11 protein-coding genes are annotated in these 14,896 nt (G+C 30.4%); 1 reads left to right on the top strand and 10 read right to left on the bottom strand.

Annotated elements, in window-relative coordinates; translation table 11 throughout:
- Window position 1: 1 nt before the first annotated feature.
- The 3 genes from FHG05_RS03160 to FHG05_RS03150 all read right to left on the bottom strand — a co-directional run bounded on the left by FHG05_RS03160 (window position 2) and on the right by FHG05_RS03150 (window position 3,666).
- Window positions 2–622 (bottom strand): L-threonylcarbamoyladenylate synthase, encoded by a 621-nt coding sequence (locus FHG05_RS03160; protein ID WP_140996564.1) that lies wholly within the window; start codon window positions 620–622, stop codon window positions 2–4.
- Between the two features lie 73 nt (window positions 623–695).
- A complete protein-coding gene (locus tag FHG05_RS03155; protein ID WP_181369135.1) occupies window positions 696–1,142 on the bottom strand; it encodes a hypothetical protein in 447 nt (148 codons plus the stop codon).
- Window positions 1,143–1,332: 190 nt separating this feature from the next.
- The gene (locus FHG05_RS03150; RefSeq protein WP_140996925.1) at window positions 1,333–3,666 is read right to left on the bottom strand and encodes an ATP-dependent helicase; all 2,334 of its coding nucleotides are present in this window, start codon (window positions 3,664–3,666) and stop codon (window positions 1,333–1,335) included.
- 427 nt (window positions 3,667–4,093) lie between these two features.
- Between FHG05_RS03150 and FHG05_RS03145 the strand changes: the two genes are divergently transcribed.
- Complete coding sequence (locus FHG05_RS03145; protein WP_140996562.1) at window positions 4,094–4,615, top strand: DUF7935 family protein; 522 nt, start codon at window positions 4,094–4,096, stop codon at window positions 4,613–4,615.
- A gap of 59 nt (window positions 4,616–4,674) precedes the next feature.
- Here FHG05_RS03145 and FHG05_RS03140 read toward each other — a convergent pair whose 3' ends face one another.
- The 7 genes from FHG05_RS03140 to FHG05_RS03110 form a co-directional block, all read right to left on the bottom strand.
- Entirely contained in the window at window positions 4,675–6,423 is a 1,749-nt protein-coding gene (locus tag FHG05_RS03140; RefSeq protein ID WP_140996561.1) for a hypothetical protein, read from the bottom strand.
- A gap of 75 nt (window positions 6,424–6,498) precedes the next feature.
- A complete protein-coding gene (locus FHG05_RS03135; RefSeq protein ID WP_140996560.1) occupies window positions 6,499–7,131 on the bottom strand; it encodes a response regulator transcription factor in 633 nt (210 codons plus the stop codon).
- Window positions 7,106–8,464: a sensor histidine kinase gene (locus FHG05_RS03130; protein ID WP_140996559.1), complete on the bottom strand. Its 1,359-nt coding sequence runs from the start codon at window positions 8,462–8,464 to the stop codon at window positions 7,106–7,108. The genes FHG05_RS03135 and FHG05_RS03130 overlap by 26 nt, the downstream gene beginning before the upstream one ends.
- Window positions 8,465–8,537: 73 nt before the next feature.
- The gene (locus FHG05_RS03125; RefSeq protein ID WP_181369134.1) at window positions 8,538–9,761 is read right to left on the bottom strand and encodes a Kelch repeat-containing protein; all 1,224 of its coding nucleotides are present in this window, start codon (window positions 9,759–9,761) and stop codon (window positions 8,538–8,540) included.
- Window positions 9,762–9,787: 26 nt separating this feature from the next.
- Entirely contained in the window at window positions 9,788–10,570 is a 783-nt protein-coding gene (locus FHG05_RS03120) for a hypothetical protein (protein WP_157504157.1), read from the bottom strand.
- A gap of 17 nt (window positions 10,571–10,587) precedes the next feature.
- On the bottom strand, window positions 10,588–12,090 hold the full coding sequence (locus FHG05_RS03115) for an SGNH/GDSL hydrolase family protein (RefSeq protein ID WP_140996556.1): 1,503 nt from the start codon (window positions 12,088–12,090) through the stop codon (window positions 10,588–10,590).
- A 176-nt stretch (window positions 12,091–12,266) separates the two neighbouring features.
- A complete protein-coding gene (locus tag FHG05_RS03110; protein WP_140996555.1) occupies window positions 12,267–14,870 on the bottom strand; it encodes a DUF7619 domain-containing protein in 2,604 nt (867 codons plus the stop codon).
- Window positions 14,871–14,896 lie beyond the last annotated feature (26 nt).

Raw genomic sequence — 14,896 nt, 5'->3', positions numbered from 1 at the left:
TTTATAAAATATCTAAACTTCCTTTTCCTTCACGAATAACTTCCGGTTCATAACCTGATAAATCTATGATAGTGGAAGCTACATTATCACCATAGCCTCCATCGATTACTAAATCTACCTTATTTTGCCATTTTTCAAAAATAAGCTCTGGATCAGTAGAATATTCTAGAACTTCATCTTCATCTCGAATCGAAGTAGAAACAATTGGGTTTCCTAATTTACTTACAATTTGAAGCGCAATATTATTATTGGGAACACGAATACCTACGGTCTTCTTTTTACGAAATTCTTTCGGGAGTTCATTATTTCCAGGAAGAATAAAGGTATATGGACCAGGCAAAGCTCTTTTAAGAATTTTAAACGTGGAAGTATCTATTTGTTTGATATAGTCCGAAATATTACTCAAATCACTGCAGACAAAAGAAAAGTTCGCTTTCTCAAGTTTAATTCCTTTAAGTCTAGCAATTTTTTCCAATGCTCTAGAGTTTGTAATATCACAACCTAATCCATAAACCGTATCGGTAGGATAAATGACTAATCCTCCATCACGTAATACATTTACGACTTTTTGTATTGCTGCTTCGCTGGGTTTATCTTCGTATATTCTTATGAATTCGGCCATTTTATTTTAAATATAAAGTAAAGATACTAGAAAAATTGTTTTAAGTTACATTTTTATAAATTAGCATTTATTCTTACCACTTGCTGATAATTTCCCAGTCTTCAAGTAAATATTCATCCCAAACACCTTTTCTAATTAGTAATCTAATTTGAAATTTTTTAAAGTCCTCATGAGCCTTTACATACTTAAATGAAGCTTTAACACTTTCTGAATGACCATTAAAATTAAAATAAAACCTAGGACTTGCCTTATTGGTTTTAGTACTTATTCCAGTAACATCAGTTATATACGTTTCAGATAGTTGATTCTTAGCTTTATAATAATTGATGTAATTCCAAATCAGTTGTGGAGGTGTTGTGAAAACTATAAAGGAGAGTACTAAATTTACAACAAAAAACACAAAAATTTTTGAAACAGTATTACTAAATGAATTATTTTTACTATCTGATATTATTTCTTTCCACACATTATTTAAAAAAATATATTTTGTACTCAAATAAACACCAATGAATGTTGGCAAAAGAATAATATAATAAAAATAATTTGAGTTACCCCCTATTGTTTCATATTCTAAAATTAGAGTAAAAACTAAATACAATAGTATAAAACCTTTGAAAATCCTATAATTTCGATTTTCAATTTTCTTTTTCTTATTTTTTAAAACTCTTTTTCTTTGCTTTATTGTTTTTTTAAAACGGGTCATCTTGGATTTATCCTATTACTTGAAGTTTGGCAAATTTTAATAATAATTTCTTCAAACCACCTACATCAAATTTGATTTCCGCTTTTTTATCTGCTCCTACTCCTTCTATGCTCATAATTTGCCCTTTGCCAAATCGTTCGTGCATTACGATATTACCAACCATTAGATTAGAATCGAATAAGTTGGTATTACTTTGCGTTTTAATACCTGAAACGGGTTTCAATTTACGAATATTCGGTTTATCATTTACTTCAGTTTTCAAATAAGCAGGTGGTGCACTTGAAACTGGTTTAGATAAACGCAGTTTCGATTTGTCAATATCACCAAAAATATCAATATCCATTTGGGGTTTGTAACGATAACCTCCATGATCTACAGGATTTAAATATTCCAAATACGAATCATTAATTTCCTCTATAAATCGAGAGGGTTCACTATCTACTAATTTTCCCCATCGATAGCGAGATTGTGCATAGGTTAAATACGCTTGATGTTCTGCGCGAGTTAATGCCACATAGAACAAACGTCTTTCTTCTTCTAATTCACTTCTGGTATTCAAACTCATGGCACTTGGGAACAAATCTTCCTCTAATCCAACAATAAACACATGTGGAAATTCGAGTCCTTTGGCCAAGTGAATCGTCATTAAAGCCACACGATCATCATCACCTGTATCTTTGTCTAAATCAGTTGCCAAAGCTACATCTTCTAAAAATTCAGCTAAAGCACCTCTAGCTCCATCAATCTCTTTCTGACCTTCCGTAAAATCTTTAATACCGTTTAAAAGTTCTTCAATATTTTCGATACGGGTAATTCCTTCCGGAGTTCCATCTTTTTTTAATTCTTGAACTAAACCCGTTTTTTTAGTTATGTGTTCTGTTAAGTAAAAGGCATCCTGATTTTCATTAATGACTTGAAAACTCTTAATCATTGTCACAAAATCTTGCAGTTTTGTTTTTGTTCCTGTATTTAATCTTAAATCTATTTTATCGATATGCTCCATCACTTCAAAAATAGAGCGCTTAAAATGATTTGCCGCTACCGTTAGTTTTTCAACTGTTGAATTTCCAATACCACGAGCAGGATAATTGATTACACGTACTAAAGCTTCTTCGTCTTTAGGATTAATAACCAAACGTAAGTAAGCTAAAACATCTTTAATTTCTTTCCTTTGGTAGAACGATAAACCACCATAAATTCGATACGGAATATCTCTTTTTCGTAAGGCATCTTCAATAGAACGTGATTGTGCATTGGTACGATATAAAACTGCAAAATTACTGTTGGGTAATTGATTTTGCATTTTTTGTTCAAAAATTGTTGAAGCCACAAAACGCCCTTCTTCACTATCCGTTACACTGCGATGCACTTTAATTTTTGGGCCGTCATCATTTGCTGTCCAAACTACTTTATCTAATTTGGTTTTGTTTTTATCAATTACATTATTCGCTGCTTCCACTATATTTTTAGAAGAACGGTAATTTTGTTCCAAACGATACATGCGAACGTTGTCGTAATCTTTTTGGAAATTCAGAATGTTATTAATATTAGCTCCGCGAAAAGCATAAATACTTTGCGCATCATCACCAACGACACAGATATTTTGAAAACGATCGGATAAAGCTCTTACAATTAAATATTGAGAATGGTTGGTATCTTGGTACTCATCCACTAAAATATAACGAAAACGATCTTGGTATTTCGCTAAAACATCTGGAAAACGATTTAATAATTCATTGGTTTTCAACAATAAATCATCAAAATCCATAGCTCCCGATTTAAAACAGCGTTCTACATATTGCTGATAAATTTCTCCCATTCTTGGTTTTTTGCTCATCGCATCTGCTTCTTGTAAATCGGGATTGTTAAAATAGGCTTTAACTGTGATTAAGGAATTTTTATAGGATGAGATTCTACCCAAAATTTGCTTCGGTTTATAAATATCTTTATCCAATTGCATTTCTTTGATGATGGAACCAATTAAACGTACCGAATCTTGCGTATCATAAATAGTAAAATTAGAAGGATACCCTAATTTTTCAGATTCAATTCTTAAAATTTTTGCAAAAACAGAGTGGAAAGTTCCCATCCAAAGGTTTTTTGCTTCATTGTTTCCCACAATATCAGCAATACGTTTTTTCATTTCTCTTGCTGCTTTATTCGTAAAAGTCAACGCTAAAATATTGAAAGCATCCACTCCTTGGCTCATCAAATTAGCAATACGAACCGTTAGTACTCTTGTTTTTCCAGATCCTGCACCTGCAATCACAATCATAGGACCATCTTTTTGTAAAACAGGAGCTTGTTGTGCTTCGTTTAATTGGGAAATTATATTTTGTATCACGATAATTTTATACTTTTTAGTAATCTACAAAAATAAGGTATTCCGATGCAATAATCAACTTGAATTTTAAAAATTGAATTTTGAATAATTTATTATTAACCAAATAGTTGCACTTATACCATTGCTTTTTTAGTACCTACCATTTATTTCTAAAACTAGTATTTACATGAAATGCATGGATTCGGAACAAGTGTATTTTAGCCCCGATAAAAGTGACATCCTTTTTTATTTTTATAATTTTTTTTTTACCCTATAGATTAAAAAATAAAAAAGATATAACGAATAGCGGGACAATTCTTCTTAAAAACTAATTTTGAGTGCTTCTATTTATCAAAAACAATTTAAAAACTTTCAAATATTAATAGACATCTCATTTGTTTTTTGATTTTTTTAATATTTTCTTTGTGATTGAAAATTTATAATTATGGATAGTGCAAAACTTATTGAATTAGCTTTTTATACATTGCCCGCATTGATTACAGGTGGTGTGGCTTATTTTTTATTTCATTCTTTTTTTAAAAGTGAAGAAAGCAGAAGACGTTTTGAATTATTAAAAGAAAATCAGAAACAAGCTTTACCCATTCGTTTGCAAGCTTATGAGCGTTTGGTTTTGTTATTAGAACGAATTAACCCAGCGCAATTATTGCTACGTGTTAGTCCGCCCAATACAGATAAGAATGACTATGCTACTTTATTAATACATACTATTCAGACAGAATTTGAACATAATTTGACCCAACAAATTTATATTACTGCAACTACTTGGGATGTAATTAATAAAGCCAAAAATTCAACGATTCAGATGATACGTCAGAAATCAATTTCTGAAGAAGTTGCCAATGCAGAAAAATTGCGAGAAGCCATTTTAATAGAATTGACAGAAAGTGAAGCACCAAGTAATGTAGCCATCAGTTATATTAAGGAAGAACTAAAAACTGTTTTTTAAATAAAAAATCCCGAATTACTTCGGGATTTTTATTTTCTTTTTCATGTACTTATACACTATTAGTTATCTCTAACAACGTGAATGACACCTGTTATGGAATGCGATGTGTTTGTTGTAGGATTTTCATAAGTCCCACTAAAAGTCATGTCAATATAATCCCCAACAAGTCCAAAATTACTTAAATTAAAAGAAACTGTATTGGTGGTTTGTTGGCCAATATAATTAAAGTCACCACCTTCTAATTGATACGTACTTGTGGTATAAATTCCAGGTACATTATTATTTCCCCACAAATAAAAACCATTTGTACTTGTTCCATTTCCTTGAACACTGATAGATAATCCATTTGGAGAATAACCCGCTTGAATAGGACCTATTAAATATTGCACAGGATTATTATCAATTTGATAGGTAACATACTCATTTACTGCCGTACAAGCAATTAAGTTACCGATATTAGTTACCGGTGTTGTAAACGTATATGCTATTTCTCCAGATGTTTGTAAGTTTGCATAATCATATGCTTCTAGAGTAAAAGAATCATTAGTACTACAAACTAAAGCATTAAATTGAAAATCACCATTGGTAACATCAGATACTAAAGTTTGATTTCCATAATGCAATAAAACATAACCATCTGTTACAACTGTGTTATTACATTGTACCAAAGTACCTACTACAGTAGTTTGTTGCACCATTCCAGCCGTTAAAACAATATTTGGTAAAACTGTATTGGCAACAAAAGGACCTATTTGCGAAGTACTTATTAAATTACCACAATTATCGAAAATATTCATCGTTAAAGTTTGATTTGAAGGTACTAAACCACAAATTTCACCATTACTATCGCTAAAACCTGTTCGTGGATAGGTTTGATTATTTGGAACCAATTGTACTTGTACATTTGCGATAGGTTGATTATTTGGATTCACAATTGTTAAACATAAATTAACCGTTGGAAACTGTGCATCACAATTCCACCATGAAAAGTGAGTAACATTTCCCACATATTTATTTCCTAGTTTAGTTGCTGAACCCGATTCTACCCAATATCCAGCATCTTCATCAAAATGCCATAACGGAATGATACTGGGTGCATTTGTAGCTTGAGCAGGATCGATTGGCATTTCGATGGAAGCTGTTCCAGATAATTGCAATTTTTCACCTCCTGTACCTTGTAATTCAACGTTTAACATACCAAAGGTTTCCAACACTTTTGCGTCTCCATTTGCATCTGAAGCTAATAAAGAACCTGGCATTTTTGCATCGATGTCTTCATCTGAAGGGTCTAAATGATGCATAACTACATTCACATTTCCATTATAAGCTGTTCCGTCTTCTTTCTTAAAATTACCGTCAAAATTGACTTTGGCTCCATTAGGTAGTACTACATTTCCAGTAGTGCCAGAATTTACAGAACCTACAACAGTTGCACTTAACAACATAATTTTTACATGATTCACTCCTGAAGTAGGAATTACCGTTCTTGAACCTGTTAAATATCCTGCTTTAGTTGCTTTGATATAGGCAAAATTAGATTTTACCGATGCATTTTTAATGATAAAAATTCCATTCGCATCAGTAAATGCTTGAGAGGAACCAATTTTTACAGTTGCATTCAAAATAGGATTTTTGTCTTCGTCGATTATTTGCCCCATAAAATCTTTGGAAACGGTGGCTCCAAAATCATAATTTATGGTTGTTTCTTGATTTTCTTCCGGAACATACGTGTCATCATTAGTTTCACAACTCATCAATAGAAGCGAAAAAACAAAGAATACACTTAATCTAGCTTTTAAATTTTTCATGATATCTGTTTTTTAAAGTTTTATATATACAGATACATTACCAAACAAAATTGTTACCCCTAACCCTAATTTTTTTTAAACCAATCCTTTTTCTATGGCAATTTTAACTAATCCTGCGGTATTTCTAACGTTGAGTTTTTGTATCAAGTTACTACGATGTGCTTCAATAGCTTTATGAGTCACAAAAAGTTTTTCTGCAATTTCATCCGTTGTAAATTCTTGAACAATTAATTCTAAAACTTCTTTTTCTCTACGGGTAATTTTAGGTAAAAAATCTTGTTTTTTATCTATTCCAATAGTTTCGCTTAAAATTTGATTTTTCAATTCTTTGGGCAAAAAAATTTCATCCTCCATAACCATATTAATGGCTTTTATGATTTCTTCAGAAGAGGTATTTTTTAATAAATAGCCTTTGGCACCATTTCGAAGCATCAATCGAACTAAGTTAATATCTTCAAAACTAGTTAAAGCAATAATTTTTAGTTTAGGAACTAGCTTTAAAATTTCTTTACACGCTTCTGTTCCATTCCCATCTTTTAGATTAATATCTAACAATAATATATCTGGATTATCTAGATAAATATGCTGTAACGTTTCTTCAATAGAAGTATACGAAGCGGTTATATTATAGTTTTGATCTTGTTGAAACATGGCTTTTAAGCCTTCAATAATCATGGCATGATCATCCGTTATGGCTATTGAAATCATAATTGTTTGTTTTTAATGGTATACTAATTAAAATAGTGGTTCCTTGGTTTGAACTTTCTATTTCCATTTTAGCATTCAAATAATTTACTCTTTTTTCTATGTTAATAAGCCCAATTCCTTTAGTTTGTTTATTTTCATCAAAACCAATTCCGTCATCTTCAATGGTAATATTTAAGAACTCCTCTAAATTATTGCAATACACCAGAATTTCTTTCGCTTTTGCATGTTTAATAGCATTTTGAACCAATTCTTGAACAATTCGATACAAACTGGTTTCCCTATTTTTTGGTAAAACCAAGTCTTCTCCAAACCACTGATAATCGATTGATAATGAAGAATGATTCATTTTATTACAAAATTGTTCCAATGCTACTGATAATCCATATTGCGAAATAGTATAGGGAGTAAGATTGTGTGAAATGGTTCTAACTTGTTCGCAAGTAGTATCTATCATAGCGATACTTTTATCTAAATTTTCTTTGCCAACATCATTTGCCAACTTATTTTTAAATGCCATCAATTGAAATTTAATTGCTGATAAATCACCATTAATACCATCATGCAAATCTTGAGCAATTCGATTCCTTTCTTTTTCCTCACCTTCAATAAGGGCATTTAATTTTGTGATTTCAAGTTGGTGTCTGGTTTTTAACTGTTCGTTCTTTTGTTTCACACTTTCGTCATTTATTAACTTAATTTTATAGGCCAATCCCAAACTAAAACAAAAAGTTTCAATAATAATTCCAATGATAAAATATTGCAAGGGTTGGTAATCATGTAATTTATGATAACTTAAGATAAAAGCAAGTAAGGCAAAAACAATATAAGCGATTATACCTGTTAATAAAAAATATTTATGTTTATCGGAATGTTTCAAAGCTAATGGAAAAAAATAGAAAAAAAGTAACAAAACAATTGGCAAATAGAAATAGGTAAAAAGCGAAAAAAACAAAGTGTATAAATGGTAGTGTATCGATACAAACGCAAAAACTAGGAATAAACCAATTACAGCAAATAAAAATAGGCGTACCTTTTTAAAAACCTTTGGTAAAAATTTTTGAAAATCCAAAAAGTATAAGGCAAAAATAAAGTAGAAACTATAGAATACTACTTGAATTAACCAATTATAATGTAAGAGAATATCCGAATCAATTATTTTTGATAAAGGAATATAAATTCGTTCGTCTTTAGTACTTAAGTAGGCTAACAAAAAAGTACTATAAAAAACATAATATTTAAAACTTTTTTCTTTGGTATACCAATAGATACATCCACTGATAATTGTAAATAATATCAGATAAGACAATGCAGCATACCATAAAAAGAAAAGCATAAATCGATTTTAAGTAAAAATAAATAAAATATCATTGTACTCAAGTGAAAAAAGTACAATGATATTTATACAATTAATCTAAGAACCAAATACCATTATTTGGCTCTTCTGAAGAAGAAGCAAAGAGTTTCAATCCTCCAATAACCCAAATTTTATCTTTAAAAGCGGTTGCTGTATGCGATGAACGATCATTAAAATTAGCACTCTCTACATTTCTAGTCCAATCGAAACCATTTTTAGAAAACCAAACATCATTTCGATCAATGGTTGCAAAACCTGCAATTAACCAAATTTTAGCATCATATACCAATAGTTGATGATGGGAACGACTACCAAATCCGGATACAGTAGTTACTAATTCCCACGTTGCACCATTCGTTGATGTTCGTACTTCATTTCCATTAACCATAATCATTTTATTATTAAAAACAACGGTAGCGTGTTCTTGCTTAATCGCAATGTTAGCATTATTTGTAGCAGGTAACCAAGTTACTCCATCCGTGGAAAACCATACATCATTAAGTGATTGTGATGCGTTTAAATGACCACCAATAACCCACATTTTATTGTCAAAAACTACTGAAGAATGGCCTTGACGAACAGAAAAAGAAGCAGCTGCTGTTGCTTGTGTCCAAGTAACTCCATCTGTAGAAAACCACACATCATTCTTATTATTAACAGTGTTTGTTTTCCCACCAATAACCCACATTTTATTATCAAACACAACGGATGAATGATTTTTTCTACTTCCAAAAGGCGGACTCGAATTAATTACTGTCCAGTTTACACCATCAGAAGAATTGCGAACGCCGTTGTTTTCTCCTCCTAATATCCAAAGTTTATCTTGAAAAACTAGAGTAGTGTGTTCATTTAAAAGCGTAAAACCATTTAAACCTAAAGTGCCATTTGTCAAGTTTCTTGTTGTAAAATTAAAGACACTATTCGCTTGGGTTTGTGCCCCTAAATTATCTTTGGCTTTAATACTCCAAAATAAATTTTCGGATAAAGGCAATCTTTCTGAAGGAGTGAAAGTGGTTCCGTTAATATTGGATGCTATTGGTTGTAAATCATTTTCTGAAGTCCCTATCAATACATCATAGGTTACATTAAAACCTTCTGGATCAATTGCTGGTTCCCAAATAAAAGTAGGGTTTAAAGTCACATTTGTTGCTCCATCAGCTATAGCAACTAAATCAAAAACACTTGGATTTTGATTGGGTGTATCACTTGAATCTTCTTCACTACAACTCCACAAAATTGAAAGAACACTTAAGTATAGAATATGCTTATTTTTCATAATTTTTGCTTTAAAATTGAACATTTTTATTGCACTTTTAGTAATAAGGTTTTAGTTCCATTTTGACTAGTAATCAACATTTTTCCGTTTTCAACATAGTATTTACCCACATCAACGGTCTGAGTTTGTCCATTTTGTGTTACCGTAATGAATAAATGTTTGTTTTGCGTGGACCAGCTAACACCAGCTACTTTATTGCCATAACCTGAAGAGGAACTTCCGGAATAATCACTTCCACTCATGGTAGCTTGACTTCCTCCATCTGCTATTCCGCCATCAGTGTAAAAAACTACTTTTTGCGTAAAACTGCCTCCAAAAAAACCATCTCCAGAACCTGAATTATACAATTGTTCTTGTTTCCAAACTCCCACAACATTTAAATCTCTTTCCGTATTAGAACTCTTTTGTGTTGTTGCTGTTTTTGGATTAGAGACTACTGTAGCATTTTGACTTCCAGTTTTGGTAAAAACTACATTTTGAGTTTGTGCTAAACCAATATTACTAAAATCAAAACTCATATCTATTTGATTATTTTGCAAACAACCTGAAACAATAATATTGATTTGTAGATTGTTCTCTACTGCATTTCCTTTTAAGCAATTCTCTTCTTTTTGGGCAGTTATAGCATACGTTTGTTGCTCATCCTGCATGGTTCCTACATACATATCTTTACTTTGCTTTTGTAAAGACAGCGTAATGATAGCTCCATTTATTTCTCCTGTGTAATTCCCTTCCATTTGTGCTTGTGTTGTGTTGTGGCATGACATAAATAATGTTACGATACCAATACATATTAATGACGCTTTCATATTATTTTGCATTTAGATTATTTCGATTCAATTGAAACTTTTTGAATAGGTTTTATTTTATCCGAAAAATTGGATTGATTATTAATTAAAGTCAGTTCTTTTTTCTTATTATTTTGCAATTTTATTTTTGCTTTAGCGGCTTCTTTCGCTTTCTTAATTGCTAACATTCTTCTGTCTTTGAAAATGGCATCCACATTTGCATCTAATTTTTTATATACTGCTTCTTTATAAATTATATTGAATCCTCTCATATTTGGGTGAAAAGTTCCTCTTTCATCACCTTGTCTCATTATGGATTGGCCAAGTGTATTAAAATATCCTTCACAATTACAAACTCCAAAACCGTTTGCTTTTTTAGAGACATCTACTAAATCCCAACCATGAAGGGTTGCCGCTTCCGCTACTCTATCATTTAATTTTTTAAATATATTATTGTTTATAAATTCCCAATCTTCATTGGCAATTTGATTTTCTAGGATTCCCCAGCATGCACTCGGATGTTGATAACATAGTCTATCTCCTTCACCAATTAAAGGATTGGGATAATTCATCCAAACAATTTTTGAAGGAGTTATTTCTGCATTCAAAAAATTCATGAATGATTCATAAACATCTGGTAAATTATCGAGCGCTGTATTTAATTCTTGGTTAAGAGCTTTATCGGTTCTTAACTCTCTAAAAAAAGATAATAAGCCGCTACCAACAAGGTTTCCAAAACCAATATCATTACCGCCACCATCAGCAAGTAAAATATCTAAACCGTCATATTTTTTTCTTGATAACCAACTTTTAACAATATCCAATTGCTTATCTTGTTTGGTTGCATTTTTACTTGGATCAACAGGTTGTGCTACTAAAAAAAAGTCAATTACTCTTGCTCCACTACACGTTGTATTCACATAATCGAAAGCCACATCTTTTCTTTCTCTAATTAATTTTTTTATTGCTAAAATACCACCACTATTATTGGAACGATGACAAGCGTCATTTTCCCATGGCTCATCTCCTTTACCACCTTCACCAGAAGCATAAGAATCTCCCATATAAGCTATTGTTAAAGGTCTTGGCATTACAAAACTACTCACTGGACTATTAATGGTAAGTTCTTCTGTTGCTCCATTTGGAATATGAGTTCTTGCCCATGAAAAATAGACTTTAGTACCATTCGTAAAAATCTTTTCTCTTGGTTTTGGTTCTAAACCTGAATGAGGAAATACGACAGTAGCTTCAACAGTTCCATTTTTTAAATCTTTAAGGCTGGCTTTGGTCTCAAAATATTTAGAAGGATTCTTCTTGTTCAGTATAAAAGCGTTTTTAACTTCTAAAGAATCGGTTCCATAAACCACCGAAATTGAAACATTATTTAAAGGAATACCTAATAATTTTACGATGGAAGTTGCTTTTCTTTCTCCAGGTTCATCTGGCAAACTTTTAACTTGGATATTTTGGGTAAATCCAAATTGAAACGATACTAAAATTATAAATCTTAATAGTGTTTTGAATAAAATTTGTGTTCTCATAAGGAATAGTATTTTTTTTACTATTGCAAGTTGAGAAAACTAATAAAGTCATGGAATAGGATTAAACCTAGATTTTAAAATCTAGGGTTTTCCCTAAGTTTAATTATAGTAAAATGAAAAAAAGCACTTAGAAAATAATTTCTCTAAGTGCTTTATAAATTTAATATATCAAATAGTTATCTTTTGATAATTTTGATTGTTTTAGCTCCATTTTCAGATGAAACTTTAATAAAATATGTTCCACTTTCTAAATTAGAAATATTAATACTGTTCATACTATGATTGCCTGTAAAAACAACTTGATTTAAAATATTAAAGATTTCAATTTTAGTTACTTTAAGATTATTAGCAATATCTATATTTAAAAGTTCAGTTGCAGGATTTGGGTATATTGAAAAAACAGAATCAAAATCAAATTCATTTGTATGCAACGTATTCTCTACAACAGTAGTGTATGTATTCGTTACTATAGGAAAATTATAGTCAAAATAAATATTGGCACTATTAGAAAATGAATCACCAATTTGTAAATTAGGCAATGACTTAATTTTAAAAACCACATATCCATCATTGAATGCGTCATTAAAATCTAAATTAATATTTTCAAATATAAATTCAACCGTGTTACTATTAATACGTGTAAAATACTCATGACTACCTTTTAAAGGAACTATGGTATTTAAATCAAATTTATTAATATCAATAACATCTTTAATCACAATGTTTTCTGCAGGATAAGTTCCTGTATTTTCAAATCGTATAATATAATATACATAATTACCAACTTCATTACTAGTTATTTTTTCTCCTTCTAAACATGTTTTATCATTTGGATCATAAGAACCTACAACGGTTTGATTTAACTGAAAAGAATTATCGTTTGGCATTTCATCCACATTTGCTGTTGAAATGTTTACCGAATAAGTTAAAACATCTGCAATATTTACTGCTGGATTTTCCATTGGTGAATTAACATTCAAAATAACTTCAATTTCTCTTGTTTCAAAAGGTTGCAAATTGGAAAAATTCCATGATAATAAATCAGTAGTAGCAGAATTATAAGAAGGAACAGCAGAAACAAAATCTAAAACGGTATCCTCATAAGTAAGAGAAATTTGTCCATTTTCTATTTTATTGCCTTTATTTCTATAAACAATTTTATATTTAGCATCAAAACCTGGCCTTGCAGGAATTGTAGAAAAGACAAACACTTCTAAATCAGAATGCTGTCCATTTGGAGTAAAACAAAAATCTTGAATATAAGGACTGTTTTGAACTGGAAAATCAACCGAAATAGTATTAGGATTAATTACAAAGTAATTTGGGTTTTCCATTTGTGGTGTAATGGTATAATTTCCAGCTATTAAAGGAAGATTATAATTGTTTAACCCATTAGAAATTATAAATCCTGTATTCTGTCCTTTAACAATCTGAAATTTTAAATTTGGTACATTAACATCGTCTTGACCATTATTACAACCGTCATTATTTAAGTCTAATGCAACATTTCCAGTAACTTCATAATAAGTGCCATTGGGAACAAATGAACAATAAGTATTTAAATTACACACACTTGCATAACCTGCATTATTAATTTGCTGTTGAACAAAGTTTACTTGATCTTCATCACAACATATATAGCGTAAATTTGGACAATTTCTAATAAATAAATTATAAAAAGGAAGAGATGGCATTCCATTTTTTATATTTATATATTCCAATTGAGGAGAATCATAACATTGAATATTTCTAAGAAAATTACTGTATGACAAATCGAATACGGTTAATAAAGTATTAACAGCTCTAATTTCATTAAGTTTTGTATTCTGACTTAAATCAATATTTACAATTGGATTGTTAGAAATATCGAGAACTTCTAAATTAACATTATTCGTTAAATCTATAGTACTGAAATTATTACCTGACGTTTTAAACAATTTAAGTGCTGTATTTTGACTTAAATCAATGGTATTAAGATTGTCTCCTACTAAGTATAAATTGGTCAAGTTTGTTAAGGTTGATAGATCAAATGTGTTAAAAGGAACATTGGACAAAGTTAAATTTTTTAAAGCGGTATTGTAAGTTAAATCTATTCCTGTTAATACTTGGTTTTGATTAATAAATAAACTTTCTAACAAAATATTATTTTGCAAATTTATATTTGTAATTGGATTCCCAGCAATTGACAAATTTAACAAACCCAAATGTTGTGTAACATCTAAATTAGAGATATTAGTTCCATTAACATTTAAATATTTTAAAGCTAAATTTTGACTGATATCAATATTATTAAGAACACTTCCGCCTATGTCTAAACTTTCTAAATTCGTATTCTGAGTTAGATCAATATTAGTTAAATGATTGTATCCTAAATCAAGATTTACTAAATTTACATTTTGACTCACATCAAAACTTGTGATTTGATTACTACTTATGTAACAATTCTTTAAATTAATATTTTGACTAATATCTACAGTAGTTATTGTATTGAATCGTGCATATAAAATCTCCAAACTCGAAAATGACTCTAAACCTGTTAAATCAGAAATGCTAGAATATGATACGTCCAATTCTTTAATTTGATGGGCTTCATTAAGATCAATTTCTCCATTATTATCTAAGTCAACTCGAGTGTAATTTCCATTTAAATTTTTTGCAATTCTATTAGAAGAACTAGCACTCAGTAATTTCGACTTAAAGTTGGCATCTGGAATTGTAACTATTTGGGCTTGAACCAAAAAACTACAAGCAAGTAATAAAAAAGTGTAAAATTGTTTCATATTTTTTGATAAGGTGGCAAAGATAA

Source organism: Flavobacterium profundi, from assembly GCF_006491645.1.
Classification (GTDB): Bacteria; Bacteroidota; Bacteroidia; order Flavobacteriales; family Flavobacteriaceae; genus Flavobacterium; species Flavobacterium profundi.
This window is presented reverse-complemented; position numbering and strand designations above follow the sequence as displayed.

Coding starts and splice junctions, on each gene's coding strand:
- FHG05_RS03110 (WP_140996555.1), bottom strand. CDS start 14,870: ATGAAACAATTTTACACTTTTTTATTACTTGCTTGTAGTTTTTTGGTT.
- FHG05_RS03135 (WP_140996560.1), bottom strand. CDS start 7,131: ATGATTTCAATAGCCATAACGGATGATCATGCCATGATTATTGAAGGC.
- FHG05_RS03130 (WP_140996559.1), bottom strand. CDS start 8,464: ATGCTTTTCTTTTTATGGTATGCTGCATTGTCTTATCTGATATTATTT.
- FHG05_RS03120 (WP_157504157.1), bottom strand. CDS start 10,570: ATGAAAGCGTCATTAATATGTATTGGTATCGTAACATTATTTATGTCA.
- FHG05_RS03160 (WP_140996564.1), bottom strand. CDS start 622: ATGGCCGAATTCATAAGAATATACGAAGATAAACCCAGCGAAGCAGCA.
- FHG05_RS03145 (WP_140996562.1), top strand. CDS start 4,094: ATGGATAGTGCAAAACTTATTGAATTAGCTTTTTATACATTGCCCGCA.
- FHG05_RS03115 (WP_140996556.1), bottom strand. CDS start 12,090: ATGAGAACACAAATTTTATTCAAAACACTATTAAGATTTATAATTTTA.
- FHG05_RS03140 (WP_140996561.1), bottom strand. CDS start 6,423: ATGAAAAATTTAAAAGCTAGATTAAGTGTATTCTTTGTTTTTTCGCTT.
- FHG05_RS03125 (WP_181369134.1), bottom strand. CDS start 9,761: ATGAAAAATAAGCATATTCTATACTTAAGTGTTCTTTCAATTTTGTGG.